Origin of the sequence: Halomonas sp. IOP_14, assembly GCF_021021315.1 — a bacterium.
GTDB lineage: Bacteria > Pseudomonadota > Gammaproteobacteria > Pseudomonadales > Halomonadaceae > Vreelandella > Vreelandella titanicae.
The window spans coordinates 207,416-225,459 of the sequence record NZ_JAINWD010000001.1 but is presented as its reverse complement, the minus strand read 5'-3'; the positions used below and the strand labels follow the sequence as shown (position 1 = coordinate 225,459).

Sequence of the window (18,044 nt, the reverse complement as noted above, 5' to 3'; positions counted from 1 at the left end):
AATAAAGCCACTTTTCAGCTTCCGCGTGTTTCATGAAGACGCTTTTTCACGAATACGCTAGGGTTTTACACGCGAACGACCTGCGGGCTTGTGGCATACGCCCAGCGTGGTAAACCTAGGCTCGCTTTTATACTGACAACGATACTCAAAACAGTTAACTGAGGAGCGACAATGCTAGGCCAATGGCTCGACTGGTCGCTTGATGGGCAACTCCCCACCGCCAGCCAAGGCGTCTTCGCCAGCGGCACTTATCATTTGCATGCGCCTGGTATTTTGGAGCTCACCCCTAACACGGTAAGCCAAAGCGCCCACACGTGCATTTTTTCAGCGGCGATCCATGGCAATGAAACCGCACCGGTTGAACTGGTGGGTGAATGGTTAAGCGGCGTAGAAGCGGGCAGCATATCGCTCGGCGCTCCTGTGCTGGTGATTTTAGGCAACCTGCCCGCGCTTAAGGCGCAGCAGCGTTTCCTTACCACCAATTTAAACCGGCTGTTTAGCCGCGAACTAGCCGCCAAGGGCGAGGAGCCAGATCGCGCCAGGCAATTAATGGCCGCGGTGGATAGTTTTTATGCCCGCCATGCCGGGCGCCCCAAACTGCACTACGACCTACATACCGCAATTCGGGATAGCCGCTACCCCCGTTTTGTAGTGGAGCCTTTTGCCGAATCCTCCACCGATGCTGAGCAGTGGGGCTGGCTGGCGGCGGCGGGTATGCAGGCGGTGCTGCACCAACATCAGCACAGCTGGACATTCTCCCACTACAGCAAGCACTATCACGCCGCTCAGGCATTTACCTTTGAGCTAGGGCGGGTAGCGCCTTTTGGCCACAACGATATGGCATCATTACAACCGATGCGTACACTACTCACCGCGCTTAGTGAAGGACATACGCCACCCAATCAGCCCGCCACGCAAATGCAGTTTTTCCAGGTTCAACACGAATTAATGCGTCACTCGGAGGACTTTACACTCTGTTTTGCCGAGGACACAGCCAACTTCAGCCGCTTTGAGCCCGGCACTCTGCTGGCCCAAGACGGTAAGTCGGGTGAGTTTCGGGTAGGCGATACGCCCCTTCATGTGGTGTTTCCTAACGCACAAGTAGAGGTGGGCGCCCGTGCCGCGCTGTTGGTGGCGCCTATCGTTTAACCCCCCAAGCAGGATCTACTTTAGCCAAGACAATAACAATGGTGAGGCGACAACAGGACCCTCGACGTCGATACGACTATCGTCGAGTGCATAATGTTAGAAGGAAAGCGCGCATAATGCGCCCAGCCTGATAGAATCGCCCCTTTTTCGCGCCAGCCGCATCAAACAAACCCACTTGTTGCTGCGGCAACTCTGTACTGGAGCCAATGATATGGCCGCTACGCCTACTCCCCTTGAAGTGCGTAATATTAAAAAACGCTTTGGCGATACGGAAGTTCTGAAAGGTCTTTCATTACAAGCCCAAAAGGGCGATGTGATTACCCTGATTGGTGCCTCTGGATCGGGTAAAAGTACTTTTTTGCGCTGCATGAACTTGCTTGAACAGCCCGACGATGGCGACCTCATTGTCCATGGCGAACCCATTCGCTTTAAGACCACGAAGCACGGCCGCGAACCTGAAGATTGGAAGCAGGTGGTACAAATGCGCGCCAAGCTCTCCATGGTGTTCCAGAGCTTTAACCTGTGGGCCCACATGACGCTGCTCGAAAACATCATCGAAGCGCCGATTCATGTGCTGAAAAAACCCAAAAAAGAAGCCTTGGAGCACGCCCATGCACTGCTCGATCGGGTTGGCTTAACGGCCCGCGCCAACGCCTACCCAGCACAGATGTCCGGCGGCCAACAGCAGCGCGGCGCTATTGCCCGCGCACTGGCGATGGATCCAGAAGTGATGCTGTTTGACGAACCCACCTCCGCCCTTGACCCGGAATTGGTCGGTGACGTATTGAAAGTCATGCACGACCTCGCTGAAGAGGGGCGCACCATGGTCGTGGTGACTCACGAGATGGGGTTTGCCCGTGATGTCTCTAGCCAAGTGATTTACCTTCACCAGGGCCTGGTGGAAGAGGCTGGCCCGCCCGATCAAGTGTTAGGCAACCCGCAATCACCGCGCCTGCAGCAATTCCTGGCACCTAATTACTGATCCGCGAGGCTGACCATGATTGATTTACAAGGGTATGGCCCCCGGCTGATCGAAGGGGCTGGCGTCACCATCCAATTAGCGGTGTTGTCGCTGATTTTAGCGATTATTTTAGGGCTCCTGACCGCCAGCGCGAAGATGTCGCGCAACTGGTTAGCTCATCGTCTTGCCACGCTTTACACCACACTTATTCGCGGTGTGCCCGACCTCGTGTTGATGATGCTGTTTTTTTTCGGCGGCCAAATTGGCGTCAACATGATCACCGACTGGATTTACTACTCGTTCGATATCGATATTTTTATCAATATTAATGCCTTCGTCGCGGGCGTTGTCACCATTGGGCTAATCTTCGGGGCCTATATGGGGGAAACCTTTCGCGGCGCTTTTATGGCGGTCGATAATGGGCAAATCGAAGCAGGTAAAGCCTATGGCATGAGCGATGGGCTGGTTTTTCGTCGCGTCCGTTTTCCGCAGATGATGCGCCATGCACTGCCTGGCCTTTCCAACAACTGGATGGTATTGCTCAAAACCACCGCACTGGTCTCGGTAATCGGGCTTTCTGATATGGTGCGTGTCGCCTCAGAAGCCTCTAAAGCGACGCGCGAACCTTTCACTTTCATGATTATTGTCGCGCTTATCTATCTGCTCATCGCCAGCGTTTCGGAATGGATCTTTGCTCGTCTGCAAAAACGCTACAACATTGGCTATGGGGAGGCAGACTAATGACCGCTTTCATGACATGGCTCGAAAATCAGCTTGCCGAGAACAGTATTTTCACGCTGCAAACGCTTTCCTACTATGGCGATGGGTTGACCACCACGGTGCAACTGGTCTTTTTATCGCTGGTCATTGGCTTAATCGCTGCGGTACCCCTTGCCATTGGGCGTGGTTCAAAACACGCCTGGATTAAGTGGCCTATTTTTGCTTACACCTATGTTTTTCGTGGCACACCGCTACTCATCCAACTCTACCTGATTTATTACGGCGTGGTGTTCGTGGACGGAATCCAAGAAAGTTGGCTATGGGTGATACTTGAAGAACCGTTCGTTCCCGCACTCATTGCATTTACCCTCAACACCGCCGCCTATACGACCGAGATTTTTCGCGGCGCGATTAAGTCTACCTCGAAAGGTGAAATTGAAGCGGCTCGTGCCTATGGCATGTCACCTCAGCAGACCATGCGGCGCATTATTATCCCCAGCGCTTTTCGTCGCGCACTGCCGGCCTACGGCAACGAAGTCATTTTCATGCTACATGCCAGCGCTATTGCCAGCGTAGTGACGATTATGGACCTGACCGGCGCGGCGCGCTTTGTATATGCGCGTTTTTATGCACCTTTTGACGCATTCTTGTTTGTGGCAGCGATATACCTGTGTTTAACCTTCACCATCCTGTATCTCTTTCGTTATCTAGAAAAAAAGCTGCTCGCACATCTACAGCCACAGAACTCCTAGTGTGAAACAAACGTTGGTTTACGAATCATCAAGCGCTTTTCGTCAACGCCGAGTTAGGATAAGTTATCAATGATCATCACAACGCAACCTGTGACTAACGTGGTCAACGCCATATAGGCAACGCCATCATTAGGCGGTGGTTGCTTAGATGAACTCTGCTTCCAAGGAGATACATAATGAAAAAACTGCTGTCTGTCTCACTGCTAGGCTTAGCCGTTGCAGCAAGCGCCGCCCAGGCGCAAGAAGACCAACTACGTATCGGGGTTGATGTGCCTTACGAGCCGATGGAATATCGCACGCCGGATGGCGAGCTGACCGGCTTTGATATCGACCTGGGCAACGCCCTCTGCGAGCGTATCGGCGTTGAATGTGAATGGGTTGTACAGGGCTGGGACGGCATTATCCCGGGTCTCATGGCACGTAAATACGACGCTATTATGTCCTCCATGACGATCAATGATGACCGTCGCGAGCAAGTGCTGTTCTCTGACCCCTACATCACCCCACCGTCCGCCTGGTTTGCTCCTGAAGGCACCGACCTTGATGCAACCAATGAAGAGTCGCTCGCCGGCATGACCATCGGCGTTCAGCGCGGCACTCTGCAGGACAATTACGTCACCGACATGTATGGCGATGTCGCCGACATCAACCGCTATTCTACCGCCGATGACATGGTGCTGGACATGGAGTCCGAGCGTTTGGACATCTTGTTCCTCGACTACCCAGTCGGTAAGTCCACGTTACTGGATAGCGAAGAAGGCAACTACGTTGTTGTCGGCGAGATGCTCACCGAACCTAAAGAGTATTTTGGTGATGGCTTTGGTATCGCGTTCCGTCAACGCGACGAAGCACTCGCTGAGCAGTTCAACGAAGCCCTGGCTGAAGTGAAAGAAGACGGCACTTACGACGAGATCTACAACCGTTATTTCGGTGGGCAAGAGTAAGCATCACAGCAAGCCTTAGTGTCCATCACCCCGGCAACCGCCGGGGTGATGCGTTTCTACCTAACGCTGAAAATTCAGTGAACTAGGTAAAGCTACCTCTGTCTGTGTATCATCGAGCATGTTCAACACGGAGGTTTTATGGCTCACCCGACTAGCCCACATGCAGGCACGCTACCTCGCCTCTCTTCTCACTGGACCGGCTGGGGGCAGTGGCTGGCGCTGATCACCATGACCGTGGATCACCTCACTCGCTATGTGCTGCCCGGCGATTGGGATCTAAGCTGGGCCGGGTCTTCCATTGGCCGTATCGCCTTCCCGCTGTTTGCCGCCATGGTGGCCTGGCACGGGCTGTTTAATACCCGCAACCCACTGCGCTACTCGCGCCGAATTCTAATTATCGGCTTGGTTGCCCAACTCCCCTACATGATGATGCCACGCTCATCAGACGCATTTATCCTCAACGTCTGCTTTACCCTGGCCAGTGGTTTAACCTTAGGTGCGCTAGTGCGCCAAGGCTGGCAGCACTACCAGCAGCAAACGTTAGGTTTGCCCTGGTTGTTAGCCGGTGCAGCGGTAGGTGTGACCGTGTGGTACTTGCTCGGTTTTTGGGTGGAGTACGGGCACAACGGGCTGCTGCTGATTCCGCTATTAATGTTCGCGATGCACGCTTTGAGCCAAGCTGAAAACCATTTTCAAGCGCGCCTATGGGCAGGCTTGGCGGCGTTTCCGGCACTTTGGATTGCCGGGCAGATGAATGCCTCTGACATGGCCAAATCGTTTACCGTAGGTACGTGCCTCATCGTGCTGGTACTTGCTGCAGGCGCAGCGCAACGAATCCCCCCTGTCTACTTAGTGATGCCGCGGCGCTTATGGCTAGCGTGGTACCCCGGCCACTTTGCATTAATCGCTTTATGGGTGCTGCTAATTGGTCAATTGGCTTAAGCCCAGACGGCGTTCCAAAGGTCTGCCTAATGGCTGATTTTTGTTGTCGTTCCTTTTTAGCGTATTTAAGTATTTTTAGCGCTATAAGTTGTGTGGTTGGTCAACATGCGTAAAAAAGCCGTCTGGGCTAGGCAGACGGCTTTAGAAACTACTGTTTAATGGCGAAGCTCAACGCAGCCGGCGGTGCCTCGGGCAGTAAGGCACTGCAGACGTCAACTTTTTCCAGCAGCTCGGCATGGTTAGGCGCAAGAATATTGACGTGGGCAAGCTTACGACCAGGGCGCTCTGCTTTGTCGTAGCGATGCAGGTGCGTATTGGCAAGCGCTAGAATCGCTGCGTTGTCGCCTTCACGACCAACCACGTTAATCATGCAGGTGGGCGCAATCGCCTGGGTATCACCTAAGGGCAAGCCCTGTATCGCGCGCAGGTGGTTTTCAAACTGGCTGGTCACTGCGCCGTCCATCGTCCAGTGACCGGAGTTATGCACGCGAGGCGCCATTTCGTTAGCGAGCAGGCTGCCATCGCGGGTTTGAAACAGCTCTAGCGCTAGCACGCCCACGTAATCCAGTTCATCCAGCAGCGCACGAATATAGCCATCAGCGGTTTGCTGCACGCTGGCATCCAGATCAGGCAGCGGCGCCACGGAGTAGCGCAGGATGCCATCCACATGCTGGTTCTCGGCCATGGGGTAGAACACCACCTCACCATCACGACCGCGCACGGCAATCATCGAGACTTCCCGCACGAAATCGACAAATGCTTCAACAACTAACTGAGAGTGGCCAATAGCACTCCACGCCTCGCCAGCCTGCTCGGGCTGCTTCAATACCGCCTGCCCCTTGCCGTCGTAGCCTTCAGTGACCGATTTAGCCACCACCGGGCAACCCAACTCACGGGCGGCGGCTTCAAGCTGCTCGGCGCTCTGCACTACCCGGTAAGCAGGGGTCGGAATGCCTAGACGATCAAACAGTGTCTTCTCTTCGACCCGGTTCTGGCACACTTCAATGGCACGACTGCTGGGATAAACCGGCTTGTGCTGCTCAATTTCGCGCAACAGTTGAACGGGCAGGTGTTCGAACTCGTAGGTCACTACATCAACCTTGGCCAAAAACTCAGCCAGGTGCTGGTTATTAGGATCGACAATTACATCGCCAATTCCAGCACTGGGATTACCCGTAGTATCTAAAAAAGTGAAACGATTACCCAGCGGATAACCCGCTAGCGCCAACATGCGGCCTAATTGACCTGCACCCAGTACGCCAATGTTTTTTGCAATACCAGAGTTCATAGCCAGACTCCTTATTCCGCTTCCGGCTCGGGGCGCGGGTCAGGGTTGTCGAGAACTTTCTGAGTCTGCTCGGCGCGAAACGCTTCAACCGCGCTGCGTACGGTCGCATCTTGCAGGCCAACGATCTGCGCTGCTAACAACCCTGCGTTGGTCGCGCCCGCTTTACCAATCGCCAAGGTGCCCACTGCGATGCCGCCGGGCATCTGGGCAATGGAGAGCAGCGAATCCAAACCTTTTAGCGCTTTCGACTCCACCGGCACACCCAGTACCGGGAGTGGCGTTTGCGAGGCCACCATACCTGGCAAGTGAGCAGCACCGCCCGCGCCTGCCACAATTACCTGCAAACCGCGCTCGGCAGCGCTCTTGGCATAGTCAAACAGCAGGTCAGGTGTACGGTGTGCTGACACCACGCGAGTTTCATAAGCCACGCCCAAACGCTCCAGCATGGAAACAGCGTGCTCCATGACTGGCCAGTCGGACTTGGATCCCATGATCACGCCCACCTTGGGTGCGCTGTTCGACGACATGCAAAACTCCTCGGCCCAACGGCCTATAAAAAGCGAAACTAAATTAAAAAACAGCGTGCGCCGAGTCAGGCACACATCAAAATAGGAAGGCGAATAGTCTACCAGAGCTAGCCCGTTTGCGGGCGTTGCCGAGGTCGCGAAATTTTCATCAAAATAGGCATTGAAATGCGCACCGGTTGGCGGCATTGTGTGTTTGTCATTTCAGACTGATGGAGCCACATGAGCACGGCACGCGCAACTGCCACTGCGGAACAGCTTGATCCTCCGCGAAGCAGCCCTGACCTCGACGTCAGGGAACTTGAAAAACGTACGCGATTAATGCGTATTATCACGCGTCTGATCGCCGTATCAGACTTAGGAAGCCGAGAAATTGCCCGCCGGGCAGGGCTTCCCGTTCAGAAAATCAGCGACCTGCTCGCCGGAAGGCTTGAGCATCTGGGAGTGGATGAACTTCACGCCCTGCGTCGCACCTTAGAGCTGGAGGCGCCATAGCAGACACTTTTTCTGCTGTTCCCACTTCTCCACTCCACGCAGGCCGCCTCCCGGCGGTCTGCCAAGAAAGCTTTTTTTCACGCCTACCCCAATCCCGAGATTACTTCACTTCGTTCGTAATGACGGCTCATGGCGCAATCGCAATACCCCCAAACGCTACAACAACCACCACTACCCAAGCGGGCAGCTTCCATACGGTTAATAGCAAGAAACCGGTTAACGCCAGGGCAAACTCCTCTGCACCAATGATCGCACTCGTCCACACCGGCTGATAAAGCGCTGCGCCTAAAATGCCTACCACCGCCGCATTGGCACCGCGCATTAGCGCCTGGGCACTGCCCCACTGACGAAATTGATTCCAAAACGGCAGCACGCCCACTAACAGCAAAAAGCCGGGGATAAAGATTGCCAGCAGCGCCAGCAAAGCACCGACTAAACCATTGATACCGGGCAGCAGCGCGCCTAAGTAAGCCGCAAACGTAAACAGCGGCCCCGGTACCGCCTGGGCGGCACCGTAACCAGCCAAAAACTCATCCGACGTAAGCCAACCCGACTGCACCACTTCCGCTTCCAACAGCGGAAGCACTACGTGCCCGCCACCAAACACTAATGCGCCTGAACGGTAAAACGCATCGGCGATATCCAGCCAAACCGCCATCCCCGCCAATAACGGCAGCAGAATCAACAGCCCTGCGAATACCCCCAGCGCCACCATGCCTGCCTTACGCGTCACCGGAAAATGCAGCGACTCACTTGCCGTAGCGGCAGCGCTATCGCGACACAGTGTTAGCCCGGCTAAGCCCCCCAACACAATCGCCGACACCTGACCCAGTGGGCCACTGACCAGCACCACCGTAAATACCGCCGCAAGCGCGATTCCCGTGCGGGTTTTATCCGGGCAGAGATTACGCGCCATGCCCCACACCGCGTGGGCAACAATCGCCACCGCCACCACTTTTAAGCCATGGATAATGCCACTGCCAATAGGGCCATCCAGCACCGCCGCGCCAAACGCAAACAGCACCAGGATAATCGCCGAGGGCAGTGTAAACGCCAGCCACGCCATGGCAGCCCCCCAAGGCCCCGCGCGCAATAGGCCAAGAGCAAAGCCCACCTGGCTGCTGGCGGGCCCCGGTAAGAACTGACACAGCGCCACTAGATCAGCATAGGCCTGCTCAGAGAGCCACTGGCGCCGTTCCACAAAGGCCGTGCGAAAATACCCCAGGTGCGCTACCGGGCCGCCAAAAGAAGTTAAGCCGAGTGCTAAAAATATCCAAAACACCTCACCTATGCGCTCGCTTGCCTGCGATTGCTCCACCATTTCGGCCACCTGTTATCCCAATAAAAAAGCGCAAGGCTTTTATACTAAGCCTTGCGCTTTAATTCTTTATGACAGCGCGCTCATGAGGATACGCTCATAACGACAACACGGATTACTCCTGGTCGGTCACCGCGCCGGTGCTGGCCGAGCTAACCAAACGCGCATACTTAGCCAGCACACCGCGTGTATAGCGGGGTTCTGGCTGCTGCCAGGCGGCGCGACGGCGCATCAGCTCTTCATCGGAGAGATCAACGTCGATGGTATCCGCTTCAGCATCGATGGTGATGGTATCGCCATCTTTCACCAGCGCCAACGGGCCGCCGTCAAAAGCTTCTGGTGACACATGGCCGACCACAAAACCGTGGCTGCCACCGGAGAAGCGCCCATCGGTAATTAGCGCCACATCGTTACCCAAACCACGGCCCATAATCGCCGAGGTCGGTGTGAGCATTTCACGCATGCCGGGGCCACCTTTCGGCCCTTCATAGCGAATCACCACCACATCGCCGGCAACGACGGTGCCATCGTTAATACGCGCCTGGGCCTCTTCTTCCGAGCCAAATACCCGCGCTGAACCAGAGAAGCGAGTGCCCTCCTTCCCGGTAATCTTCGCTACCGCGCCTTCCGGTGCCAAGTTGCCGTAGAGCATGCGCAGATGGCTTTCCGTTTTAATCGGATTACCCAGCGATGCAATAATCGGCGGTTCAGCAGGGTAAGGCTCAACCTCAGCAAGGTTCTCTTCCAACGTTTTGCCGGTGACGGTCAAGCAGTTGCCGTTGAGCAAGCCCGCATCCAATAGCATTCTCATCAGCGGCTGAATACCGCCAATCGCCACCAGCTCACTCATCATGTAGTGGCCGCTGGGGCGCAGGTCGGCAAGCACCGGTACGCGCTTACCTATTTCAGTGAAATCGGACAGTGACAGTTCAACGCCGATGGTGCGCGCCATGGCAATAAGGTGCAGCACCGCATTGGTAGAGCCACCCAAAGCAATGACGACAGTTATCGCGTTCTCGAACGCCTCGCGGGTCATAATATCGGAGGGTTTGATATCGTCCGCCAGCAGCGCCAGCACCGCCTCGCCCGCCGCTTTGCAGTCGTCACGCTTCTCTTGGGAGATGGCATTTTGCGCCGAGCTACCCGGCAGGCTCATGCCCAAGGCTTCAATCGCCGACGCCATGGTGTTGGCGGTGTACATGCCGCCACAGGAGCCAGGGCCAGGGATCGCCGTTTCTTCGATGTTCTTAAGCTCAATCAGGTCGATATCACCACGGGAGTGCGCACCCATCGCCTCGAAGACCGAAACGATATCGGTATGCCCCTTGCCGGGCATAATGGTGCCGCCATAGACGAACACGCTGGGGCGATTCAAACGCGCCAGGCCCATCAGACAGCCCGGCATGTTTTTATCACAACCGCCAATGGCGACTAAGCCATCAAAGCCTTCACAACCGGCGACGGTTTCGATGGAGTCGGCGATCACCTCCCGCGACACCAGTGAATACTTCATCCCTTCGGTGCCGTTGGCAATACCATCGGAAATGGTGATGGTATTGAAAATAACACCTTTACCACCGCCTGCATCGGCACCGTCACGGGCAAACTCAGCCAGCTCGTTAATATGACTATTGCAGGGCGTCACCATGCTCCAGGTAGAGGCAATACCCACCTGAGGCTTCTTGAAATCGGCATCCGTAAAGCCCACGGCGCGCAGCATGGCGCGGCTAGCGGCTTTGCCTGGGCCATCGACCACTTGGGAAGAGTGACGACGGGAGTTTTGCGATGAATCAGACATTAGAAATCTCTCTTAGCGTTGTTCACGGTATCCGCATAGCTTGGCGATATATATCGCATCCCGCAAGATGATTAACTTCTGACACCATAGCGTTCCCCCCATCGTTTCTTTGCTTTTGATCAGACGTCAACCAAAGTTGACACTCTCAGAACTGCCAACTATAGTTATCACCATGATCGAGTTGATTAAAACCGATGTCTTCGATAGATGGCTACGCGAGCTTCGCGATATCCGTGCCCGCGCCAAGGTTGAAGCCCGCATCCGACGTTTGAGTCTGGGCAACCCTGGAGATGTGAAGCCGGTCGGTAAAGGCGTTTCTGAACTGCGAATTCCTTATGGGCCAGGCTACCGCGTCTATTATATTACCAAGGGGCCAGTAATCGTGGTTCTGCTGTGCGGTGGTGATAAAGCCACCCAATCCCACGATATCGAACTAGCCAAAGCCATTGCCGCGCAATGGAAGGAGTAACACCATGACCGTTCCTAATGTCACTTTCAGTCACTACGATACTGCTGATTATCTTCAAACTGAGGAGGATATTGCGGCCTATCTTGATGCAGTAATGGAAGAAAATGATCCTGCTCTTCTTGCCGCCGCACTTGGTGATATCGCCCGTGCTCGCAACATGAGCCAACTCGCCAAAGACGTAGGCATGAGCCGTGAAGGGCTTTACAAAGCCCTATCGGGGGAAGGAAACCCGGCTTTTGCGACCATTAGCAAAGTAGCCAACTCCTTGGGGTTGCGCCTATCTATTAAACCGCTATCGCGGCCAGAAGCGGGCAGCTAGAGCGCTTATCGCCCATTCCTTGCTTTTAGCAACACCTCTGACCAGTGAGTTCGGCTGATCTTGCCGGTGCCTCATTCCCAAACGTCAACATATCCTAGTCATCCCGCCCCTGCCGTAAAGGAATGATTAACTAAGGAACATCGTGCATGTCTGCAAACTCGCTGCTCTCGCAAACGCCGTTAACGCCAGGCTTTATGGTGGTACATGCCAATCGCCTGGAAGATTTGCGCGGTTTGGCGGTGGAGTGGATGCGCCGACATCCGCTCTCGCCGCTGGAGAACGAGACCATTCTGGTGCAGAGCAACGGCATTGGGCAGTGGCTAAAACTGGCGCTAGCGGAGGATCCGGCCCAAGGCGGTGCAGGCATAGCAGCAGCATTGAACGTCACGCTGCCTGCGCGTTTTCTATGGCAGGCCTATCGCACGGTGCTGACTCACTTAACGCACGACGAGCACGCAGTGCCCGAAACCTCGCCGTTTGATAAATCGCGGTTGATATGGCGCTTATTGCGCCTGCTGCCCAGCCTTGCCGAGCAGGAAGCTTTTGCGCCGCTGGCACGCTTTTTAGAAGTGGATCGCGACCAGCGCAAGCACTACCAATTGGCCGAGCGGCTGGCGGATCTGTTCGATCAGTACCAGGTGTATCGCGCCGACTGGCTGGACGCCTGGGCCAAGGGCAACGATGTACTCATCACTGCCCGGGGCGAAGCCCGCCCGCTGGAAGCACACCAGCTGTGGCAGCCAGAGCTATGGCGCGCACTGCGCGACGATGTGGCTAATAATCTAGGCGAGGCGGGCCTTAATAGCAGCCGCGCCCAGGTGCACAGCCGCTTTCTGGAAGCCGCCGTTCAGCTTGAAGGCCAAGCGTGCCCACCCGGCCTGCCCCGGCGATTGATTATTTTCGGCATCTCATCGCTGCCGCAACAGACGTTAGAAGCCCTGGCGGCGCTGTCGCGCTGCTGCCAGATCGTGCTCTGCGTGCACAACCCCTGCCAGTACTACTGGGCGGATATCATCGAGCACAAAGACCTGCTCCGCGCCAGCCGCTACCGCCAGCGGCGCAAGGCCGGCATGCCCGACGCCCTGGATGTGCTGGGCACCGGTGATGCCGACGACGCCCTGCACCTGCACGCCCAACCGCTGCTGGCCGCCTGGGGCAAACAGGGGCGCGACTACCTGCGCCTGCTAGACGAACACGACGACGCGGGCAACTACCAAACCCTATTCGAGCAGCAGGCGCTGCGCATCGACATGTTCGAGCCCTTCAGCGGCGAAGAGCGCAACTGCCTGCTCAGCCAGCTACAGGACGATATTCGCGAGCTGCGACCGGTAGCGGAGACCCAAACCCACTGGCCCGCGCTAGACCCGGCCAGCGACGACTCCATCGTGTTTCATATCGCCCACGGCCCCCAGCGGGAAGTGGAGATACTTCACGATCAGCTGCTGGCGGCCTTCAGCGCCGACCCGGATCTGCGCCCGCGGGATATCATCGTCATGGTGCCGGATATCGACCGCTACGCGCCGCATATTGAAGCCGTATTCGGCCAGTACCGCTCCGCCTTCGGTAGCTACAACGCGAACGCTAGACCCGACGACCCGCGCTACATTCCCTATACTCTGTCGGATCAGGCCAGCCGCCACCGCCTACCGATGATGATTGCGTTGGAAAAACTGCTGCGCCTACCGGAGCTGCGCCTTTCAGTGAGCGACCTGCTCGACTTGCTGGAAGTCCCCGCGCTGCGCGCACGCTTTGGCATCGATGAACACGACCTGCCCACCCTCAGCCGCTGGATCGAGGGTGCAGGCATCCGCTGGGGGCTCAATGCCGAGCAGCGCACCCGGCTGGATCTACCCGAAGGGCTAACTCAGAACACCTGGGCCTTTGGCCTGCGCCGGTTGCTACTGGGGTATACGGTGGGAAGTGCAGAGGCGTGGCAAGGCATCGAGCCATTCGATGATATCGGCGGGCTGGAAGCCTCTTTGGCAGGCCCGCTGGCAAATCTGCTGGAAAAACTGGAAAGCACCTGGGAAACCTTCTGCCAGCCCACCGACGCCGCCAGCTGGGTGGCCCGGCTGCGTGAACTGCTGGAAACCTACTTCTTGACCGACGACGCTCAAGAGAGCGTCATGCTCACCAAGCTGGAAACCGCGCTACAGCAGCTGTTGGACAGCACCGAAGAGGCCGAGCTTTTTGACCCGCTGCCGCTCTCCATGGTACGTGAACACTGGCTAGGGCAAATCGACGAACATAGTCTTTCCCAGCGCTTCCTGGCGGGCGCGGTCAACTTCGCCACCCTCATGCCCATGCGCGCCATTCCGTTTAAGCGGGTGTGTTTATTGGGCATGAACGACGGCGAGTACCCCCGTTCCCAGCCGCCGCTGGACTTTGACTTGATGGGCAGCGACTACCGCCCCGGCGACCGCTCGCGGCGGGAAGACGACCGCTACCTGTTTCTGGAAGCGCTGCTCTCTGCCCGCCAGCAGCTTTATATTAGCTGGGTGGGCCGCAGCCAGATCGACAACAACCCCATGCCGCCCTCGGTGCTGGTCGGTCAGTTGCGCGACCACCTGGAAGCGGGCTGGCACACGCAAAACGGCGAGCCGCTGCTGGAAGCGTTAACCACCGAGCACCCGCTGCAACCGTTTAGCCGCCGCTACTTCTCTTCCCAGGCCAGCGACTCCCCCGCTCAAGCGCGACTGTTCACATACGCTCACGAGTGGCACGCCCTGCACGCACCGCGAAGCGAAAGCCAATCAGGCGAGAGACCAGCAACGCTTAAACCAGACAGCGAACAGCAGAGCACGTTAACCCTGAACCAGCTAGGCAGCTTTCTACGCGAACCCGCCAAGGCGTTTTTCAACACCCGTCTGGGGGTCTACTTCGAGCAAGAAGAGCTTACCCAACTGGATGTAGAGCCCTTCACTTTGGACGGGCTACAGAACTGGCAGTTGCAGGATCAGTTAATCGCCGCCCAGCGCCACGCCGTGGATAACGGCCTGCCGCGAGTGGAAGCCCTGCACGCAGCACTGGAACGCTTTAAAGGCCAGGGCGTGCTAGCCGTGGGTGCCTTTGGCGAGCGAATGCGCGAAGCACTGGCAGAACCAATGGACGCCCTGTTTGGCGCCTACGAAGAAGCGTTGCAAGAGTGGCCACAAGTAGTAGCGGCGCCCCAAGCGGTGCATGTTGTTGAAAGCGCTGAGGGGCAGGTAACGCTGGAAGATTGGCTGGGAGAGCTTCGCCAGGATGACGCGGGCAACCGCTGCCGCCTGCTACTGCTCAGCAGTAGTTTAATCAGCCAAGGGCGTGGCCGCGGTCAATATCGCTGGCAGCACCTGCTACGCCCTTGGGTCGCCCACTTAGCGGGCAATGCCAAACACCCGATGACTACCCAGCTACTCTCAAAAGCAGGCCATGTGCGCTTGGAGCCTTTAGACACCGAAAATGCCCGCTACCAGCTAGATGCCCTACTCAGCGCCTGGTGCGATGGCATGCAGGCCCCGCTACCGCTGGCTCCGCAAGCCGCTTTCGCCTGGCTGGCCAAACAAGGCACGCCGGAATTGGAAGCCGATAGCGCAAGGGAAAGCGATGCCTACGCCGCCGCCGAAACCGCCTACGAAGGCGGACGCTTTCAAACCGGCGAAGTCGCCCAAAGCGCCTACCTCTCCCACCAATGGCCGAGCTTTGAAAAGCTATTCAACGAGGATGCTCTGGGTCACAACTTCGCCACGCTGGCCGAAGCGCTCTATGCGCCACTGCACCGATCAGTGAAAAATTAGGGCCTACCTTATTCAGCGTGGTTTTGAAGGCGCTTAACATCATCAATAGGCAACCCCGTCACCTTGGCTACAAACTGGGGGTCAGCCCCCTCTTGCAGGAGGTTCCGAGCGGTTTCGAGTTTACCCTCGATTTTGCCTTTGGCTTCACCTCGCGCTTCACCTCGGGCTTCCAACTGGGTGGCAATGGTCATAAAGGTGTCTCCTATAGGCTGGGGCAAGCGATGGCTCTCTTCAATCAACTGATCAAGGTCAATCACGTTGCCTGTTCCTACCACATAGTTTAGCAAGGTAGCGATGAAATCCAACTGCTGGCGACTGTGCTCATCAAAGCTCGCACAGTCACGCAGCCATTCCATCAGGTAAGGATCGATGTGCGGTTCGCGAATGTGCTTTAGCACCCGAGCAACCAAGCCTATCCATTGCTGTTGTTTTAGTGCTTCGTCATCAAGCTGATTTACATCCACTAATGGTATTGGCCCCTGGAACAGCGTTTCCATTAGCCCCAGCGGATCTTTGAAGCAGTCAGCAAGATCCATCGAGTAGGGGTAGGGTGTTTGACGGCCGTGGTAGAACACCAGTGCATGAACCGGTGCCAGGGGTTCCTTGGGGCGCTGCTTCAACTGCTTGGTCAGCATCCCAAACAAATAGTGCCCGATACGCACGGGCATGTGTGGGTCGGGGCTTGACTGATGTTCGACCAATACAGCTAGATACGCCGGTTGCCCCGCCAATTGACAACGGTACACCAAGTCGGAGACGGTTTCTCGCAGGGCTGAATCGAGGTGGCTATCATGCTCCAGCTTGAGACTGTCCAAATCCAAGGCAGCACTGATTTTTTTGGGCAAATAATGTTGCATGAACCCCTGCGCGACGGCGTGGTTTTCCATCGCGCTACGAAAGAACCGATCATGAGGATTATGGGGTGGTTTGGAGGTATCAGCCACAAGCGGTTTCCATGTTTCGAACAGATTAGAGGCTAAGCATTCTTCCCATTCAGCGACAAAATCCGCTTCGCCAGCGAGATCATCTCCGGGTCGCCGGTGTTCTTTTCCGCCACGTCGGAAAGCTTGATCACCGGCAGCCATCCCTGCCCTTCTGGGCGCGCCTCGACCATCTTGATCACCATGTTCATCGGCTCAACGCCGACATCGTTAGTGAAGTTGGTGCCGATACCAAACGCCATGCCGATGCGACCTTTGCAGAAGGTATGTATCCGCTCGACCTTCTCCGGGGTTAGCGCGTCGGAGAAGATAATCGTCTTGCTTAGCGGGTTGATGCCCAAACGCTCGTAATGGTCGATGGTCTGGGAAGCAAACTCGATAGGGTCGCCGCTATCGTGGCGAACGCCATCGAACAGTTTGGCGAACTTCTTATCGAAGCTGTCGTAAAACGCCTTAGAGGTAAAGGTATCCGTTAAGGCGATCCCCAGATCACCGCGATACACATCCACCCAATGCTCCAGCGCCAGACTATTGGCCATTTTGAAACCGAAGCGAGCACCGTGGAACATAAACCACTCGTGAGCGTGGGTGCCGATCGGCTTAACACCGTGGTGCATGGCCATCAGCACATTGCTGGTGCCACTGAAGGCCTCACCGCCGTGGTGACTAAGTGCACCAACCACCCGGTCGTGAACGTCAGAAGAGAAGCGCCGCCGGGTGCCAAACTCAGCGATTTTCAGACCTAAACGGCGGTAGAGTTCGATCTTCTCCTGGGCGCGCTGTTCAATCATCGCATCAGCGTCAGGGGTGATCGTCACACCACGCAACCGATACCACAGCTCGCTGATTAACGCCATCAGCGGCACTTCCCAGAGAATGGTGCGATACCAGGGCCCTTCAATGATCACCGAAAGATCGCTCCCCTGCTGCTCTACAATCACCTCGCTGGGGTTGTAATGAAACCCGGCAAGGAAATCGAGATACGTAGGGTCGAGATAAGGGCACGTTATTTCGAGATAGCGCTTCTCCTCATCGCTCAAACGCAGCGATGCCATCTTATCGACTTCGTAGCGAAGTTCAGCGCCAAAGCCATCAGGAAAAGCATGCTCGCCACGATTGATAAAGGCGTAGCGCGCATGGGCATAAGGAAAGCGTTTGATCACGGCGTTCTGCATCGTGATCTTATAGAAGTCATTATCCAGCAGCGATGTCAGCATGAGATCCCATCGTTAGAGTGAACCGAAGCCGCCGGTAGCGTAAACTAAAATGCACCTAAAGTGGCTCGGCGATAAGATTATCAGGTGGCGGGGCTGTCATACAGTTAAGGAGCTGACTTCATGCGTATTACCCAAACACATCGCGCAATCATTCTTTCTGGTGTGAGCGAGTTTATTGGTGATTCGGTGGAAACTCATGTGTTTGGTTCAAGGCTAGATGATTCAAAGCGAGGCGGCGGCGTTGATCTACTGTTGATCTCCCAGACAGCGATACCGCCACAGCCTTGTGCTGAACTCAAACAAATACTCGAAGAATACCTCAAACTGCCGGTGGAAATTGTCACCTATGTATCGACTGATGAGCCAAGCCCCACCCAAGCGAGAGTCTTAGCCGAAGCGCGCCCGATTGGTTAAAGTGGGGAAGCGGCATG

At 56.1% G+C, this 18,044-nt stretch carries 17 protein-coding genes; 11 read left to right on the top strand and 6 right to left on the bottom strand.

All coding sequences use genetic code 11. The features are described from left to right. The first annotated feature begins 171 nt into the window (after positions 1 to 171). From K7H09_RS01090 to K7H09_RS01065, 6 genes are all read left to right on the top strand, one after another. Positions 172 to 1,149, top strand: coding sequence for a succinylglutamate desuccinylase (locus K7H09_RS01090; protein WP_022522699.1), 978 nt, complete (start codon positions 172 to 174; stop codon positions 1,147 to 1,149). Between the two features lie 211 nt (positions 1,150 to 1,360). After that, complete coding sequence (locus K7H09_RS01085; RefSeq protein WP_022522698.1) at positions 1,361 to 2,131, top strand: ABC transporter ATP-binding protein; 771 nt, start codon at positions 1,361 to 1,363, stop codon at positions 2,129 to 2,131. Positions 2,132 to 2,146: 15 nt separating this feature from the next. After that, on the top strand, positions 2,147 to 2,851 hold the full coding sequence (locus tag K7H09_RS01080; protein WP_027960125.1) for an ABC transporter permease: 705 nt from the start codon (positions 2,147 to 2,149) through the stop codon (positions 2,849 to 2,851). Next, positions 2,851 to 3,582, top strand: a complete 732-nt coding sequence (locus K7H09_RS01075; protein WP_022522697.1) for an ABC transporter permease — start codon at positions 2,851 to 2,853, stop codon at positions 3,580 to 3,582. Before K7H09_RS01080 ends, K7H09_RS01075 begins: the two co-directional genes overlap by 1 nt. 176 nt (positions 3,583 to 3,758) lie before the next feature. After that, positions 3,759 to 4,526 (top strand): transporter substrate-binding domain-containing protein, encoded by a 768-nt coding sequence (locus K7H09_RS01070; RefSeq protein WP_009287639.1) that lies wholly within the window; start codon positions 3,759 to 3,761, stop codon positions 4,524 to 4,526. A gap of 138 nt (positions 4,527 to 4,664) precedes the next feature. Next, positions 4,665 to 5,468, top strand: a complete 804-nt coding sequence (locus K7H09_RS01065; protein WP_041158171.1) for a TraX family protein — start codon at positions 4,665 to 4,667, stop codon at positions 5,466 to 5,468. Between the two features lie 148 nt (positions 5,469 to 5,616). Here the strand turns inward: K7H09_RS01065 and K7H09_RS01060 are convergent, their stop codons facing one another. Continuing rightward, positions 5,617 to 6,756: a 5-(carboxyamino)imidazole ribonucleotide synthase gene (locus K7H09_RS01060; protein ID WP_041158172.1), complete on the bottom strand. Its 1,140-nt coding sequence runs from the start codon at positions 6,754 to 6,756 to the stop codon at positions 5,617 to 5,619. A gap of 11 nt (positions 6,757 to 6,767) precedes the next feature. Continuing rightward, complete coding sequence (gene purE / locus K7H09_RS01055) at positions 6,768 to 7,283, bottom strand: 5-(carboxyamino)imidazole ribonucleotide mutase (RefSeq protein WP_022522693.1); 516 nt, start codon at positions 7,281 to 7,283, stop codon at positions 6,768 to 6,770. A gap of 219 nt (positions 7,284 to 7,502) precedes the next feature. Between purE and K7H09_RS01050 the strand changes: the two genes are divergently transcribed. Then, positions 7,503 to 7,775, top strand: coding sequence for an XRE family transcriptional regulator (locus tag K7H09_RS01050; RefSeq protein WP_008958942.1), 273 nt, complete (start codon positions 7,503 to 7,505; stop codon positions 7,773 to 7,775). 127 nt (positions 7,776 to 7,902) lie between these two features. On the opposite strand, the gene chrA is transcribed toward K7H09_RS01050, so the two are convergent. Next, positions 7,903 to 9,096, bottom strand: coding sequence for a chromate efflux transporter (gene chrA / locus K7H09_RS01045; RefSeq protein ID WP_200890240.1), 1,194 nt, complete (start codon positions 9,094 to 9,096; stop codon positions 7,903 to 7,905). Positions 9,097 to 9,208: 112 nt separating this feature from the next. Next, positions 9,209 to 10,891 (bottom strand): dihydroxy-acid dehydratase, encoded by a 1,683-nt coding sequence (gene ilvD / locus K7H09_RS01040; protein ID WP_009287633.1) that lies wholly within the window; start codon positions 10,889 to 10,891, stop codon positions 9,209 to 9,211. 172 nt (positions 10,892 to 11,063) lie between these two features. Here ilvD and K7H09_RS01035 point away from each other — a divergent pair, with 172 nt between their 5' ends. The 3 genes from K7H09_RS01035 (at position 11,064) to recC (ending at position 15,455) form a co-directional block, all read left to right on the top strand. Continuing rightward, complete coding sequence (locus K7H09_RS01035; protein WP_022522690.1) at positions 11,064 to 11,360, top strand: type II toxin-antitoxin system RelE/ParE family toxin; 297 nt, start codon at positions 11,064 to 11,066, stop codon at positions 11,358 to 11,360. 4 nt (positions 11,361 to 11,364) lie between these two features. Then, positions 11,365 to 11,679 (top strand): addiction module antidote protein, encoded by a 315-nt coding sequence (locus tag K7H09_RS01030; protein WP_022522689.1) that lies wholly within the window; start codon positions 11,365 to 11,367, stop codon positions 11,677 to 11,679. Between the two features lie 146 nt (positions 11,680 to 11,825). Further along, complete coding sequence (recC, locus tag K7H09_RS01025; RefSeq protein WP_230803230.1) at positions 11,826 to 15,455, top strand: exodeoxyribonuclease V subunit gamma; 3,630 nt, start codon at positions 11,826 to 11,828, stop codon at positions 15,453 to 15,455. An 8-nt stretch (positions 15,456 to 15,463) separates the two neighbouring features. Here the strand turns inward: recC and K7H09_RS01020 are convergent, their stop codons facing one another. Continuing rightward, positions 15,464 to 16,399, bottom strand: a complete 936-nt coding sequence (locus K7H09_RS01020; protein WP_041158175.1) for an Rpn family recombination-promoting nuclease/putative transposase — start codon at positions 16,397 to 16,399, stop codon at positions 15,464 to 15,466. Between the two features lie 32 nt (positions 16,400 to 16,431). Further along, complete coding sequence (pncB, locus tag K7H09_RS01015; protein WP_027960117.1) at positions 16,432 to 17,613, bottom strand: nicotinate phosphoribosyltransferase; 1,182 nt, start codon at positions 17,611 to 17,613, stop codon at positions 16,432 to 16,434. Positions 17,614 to 17,733: 120 nt separating this feature from the next. Between pncB and K7H09_RS01010 the strand changes: the two genes are divergently transcribed. Further along, positions 17,734 to 18,027, top strand: a complete 294-nt coding sequence (locus K7H09_RS01010) for a nucleotidyltransferase domain-containing protein (protein WP_041158177.1) — start codon at positions 17,734 to 17,736, stop codon at positions 18,025 to 18,027. The last annotated feature ends 17 nt before the right edge of the window (positions 18,028 to 18,044 follow it).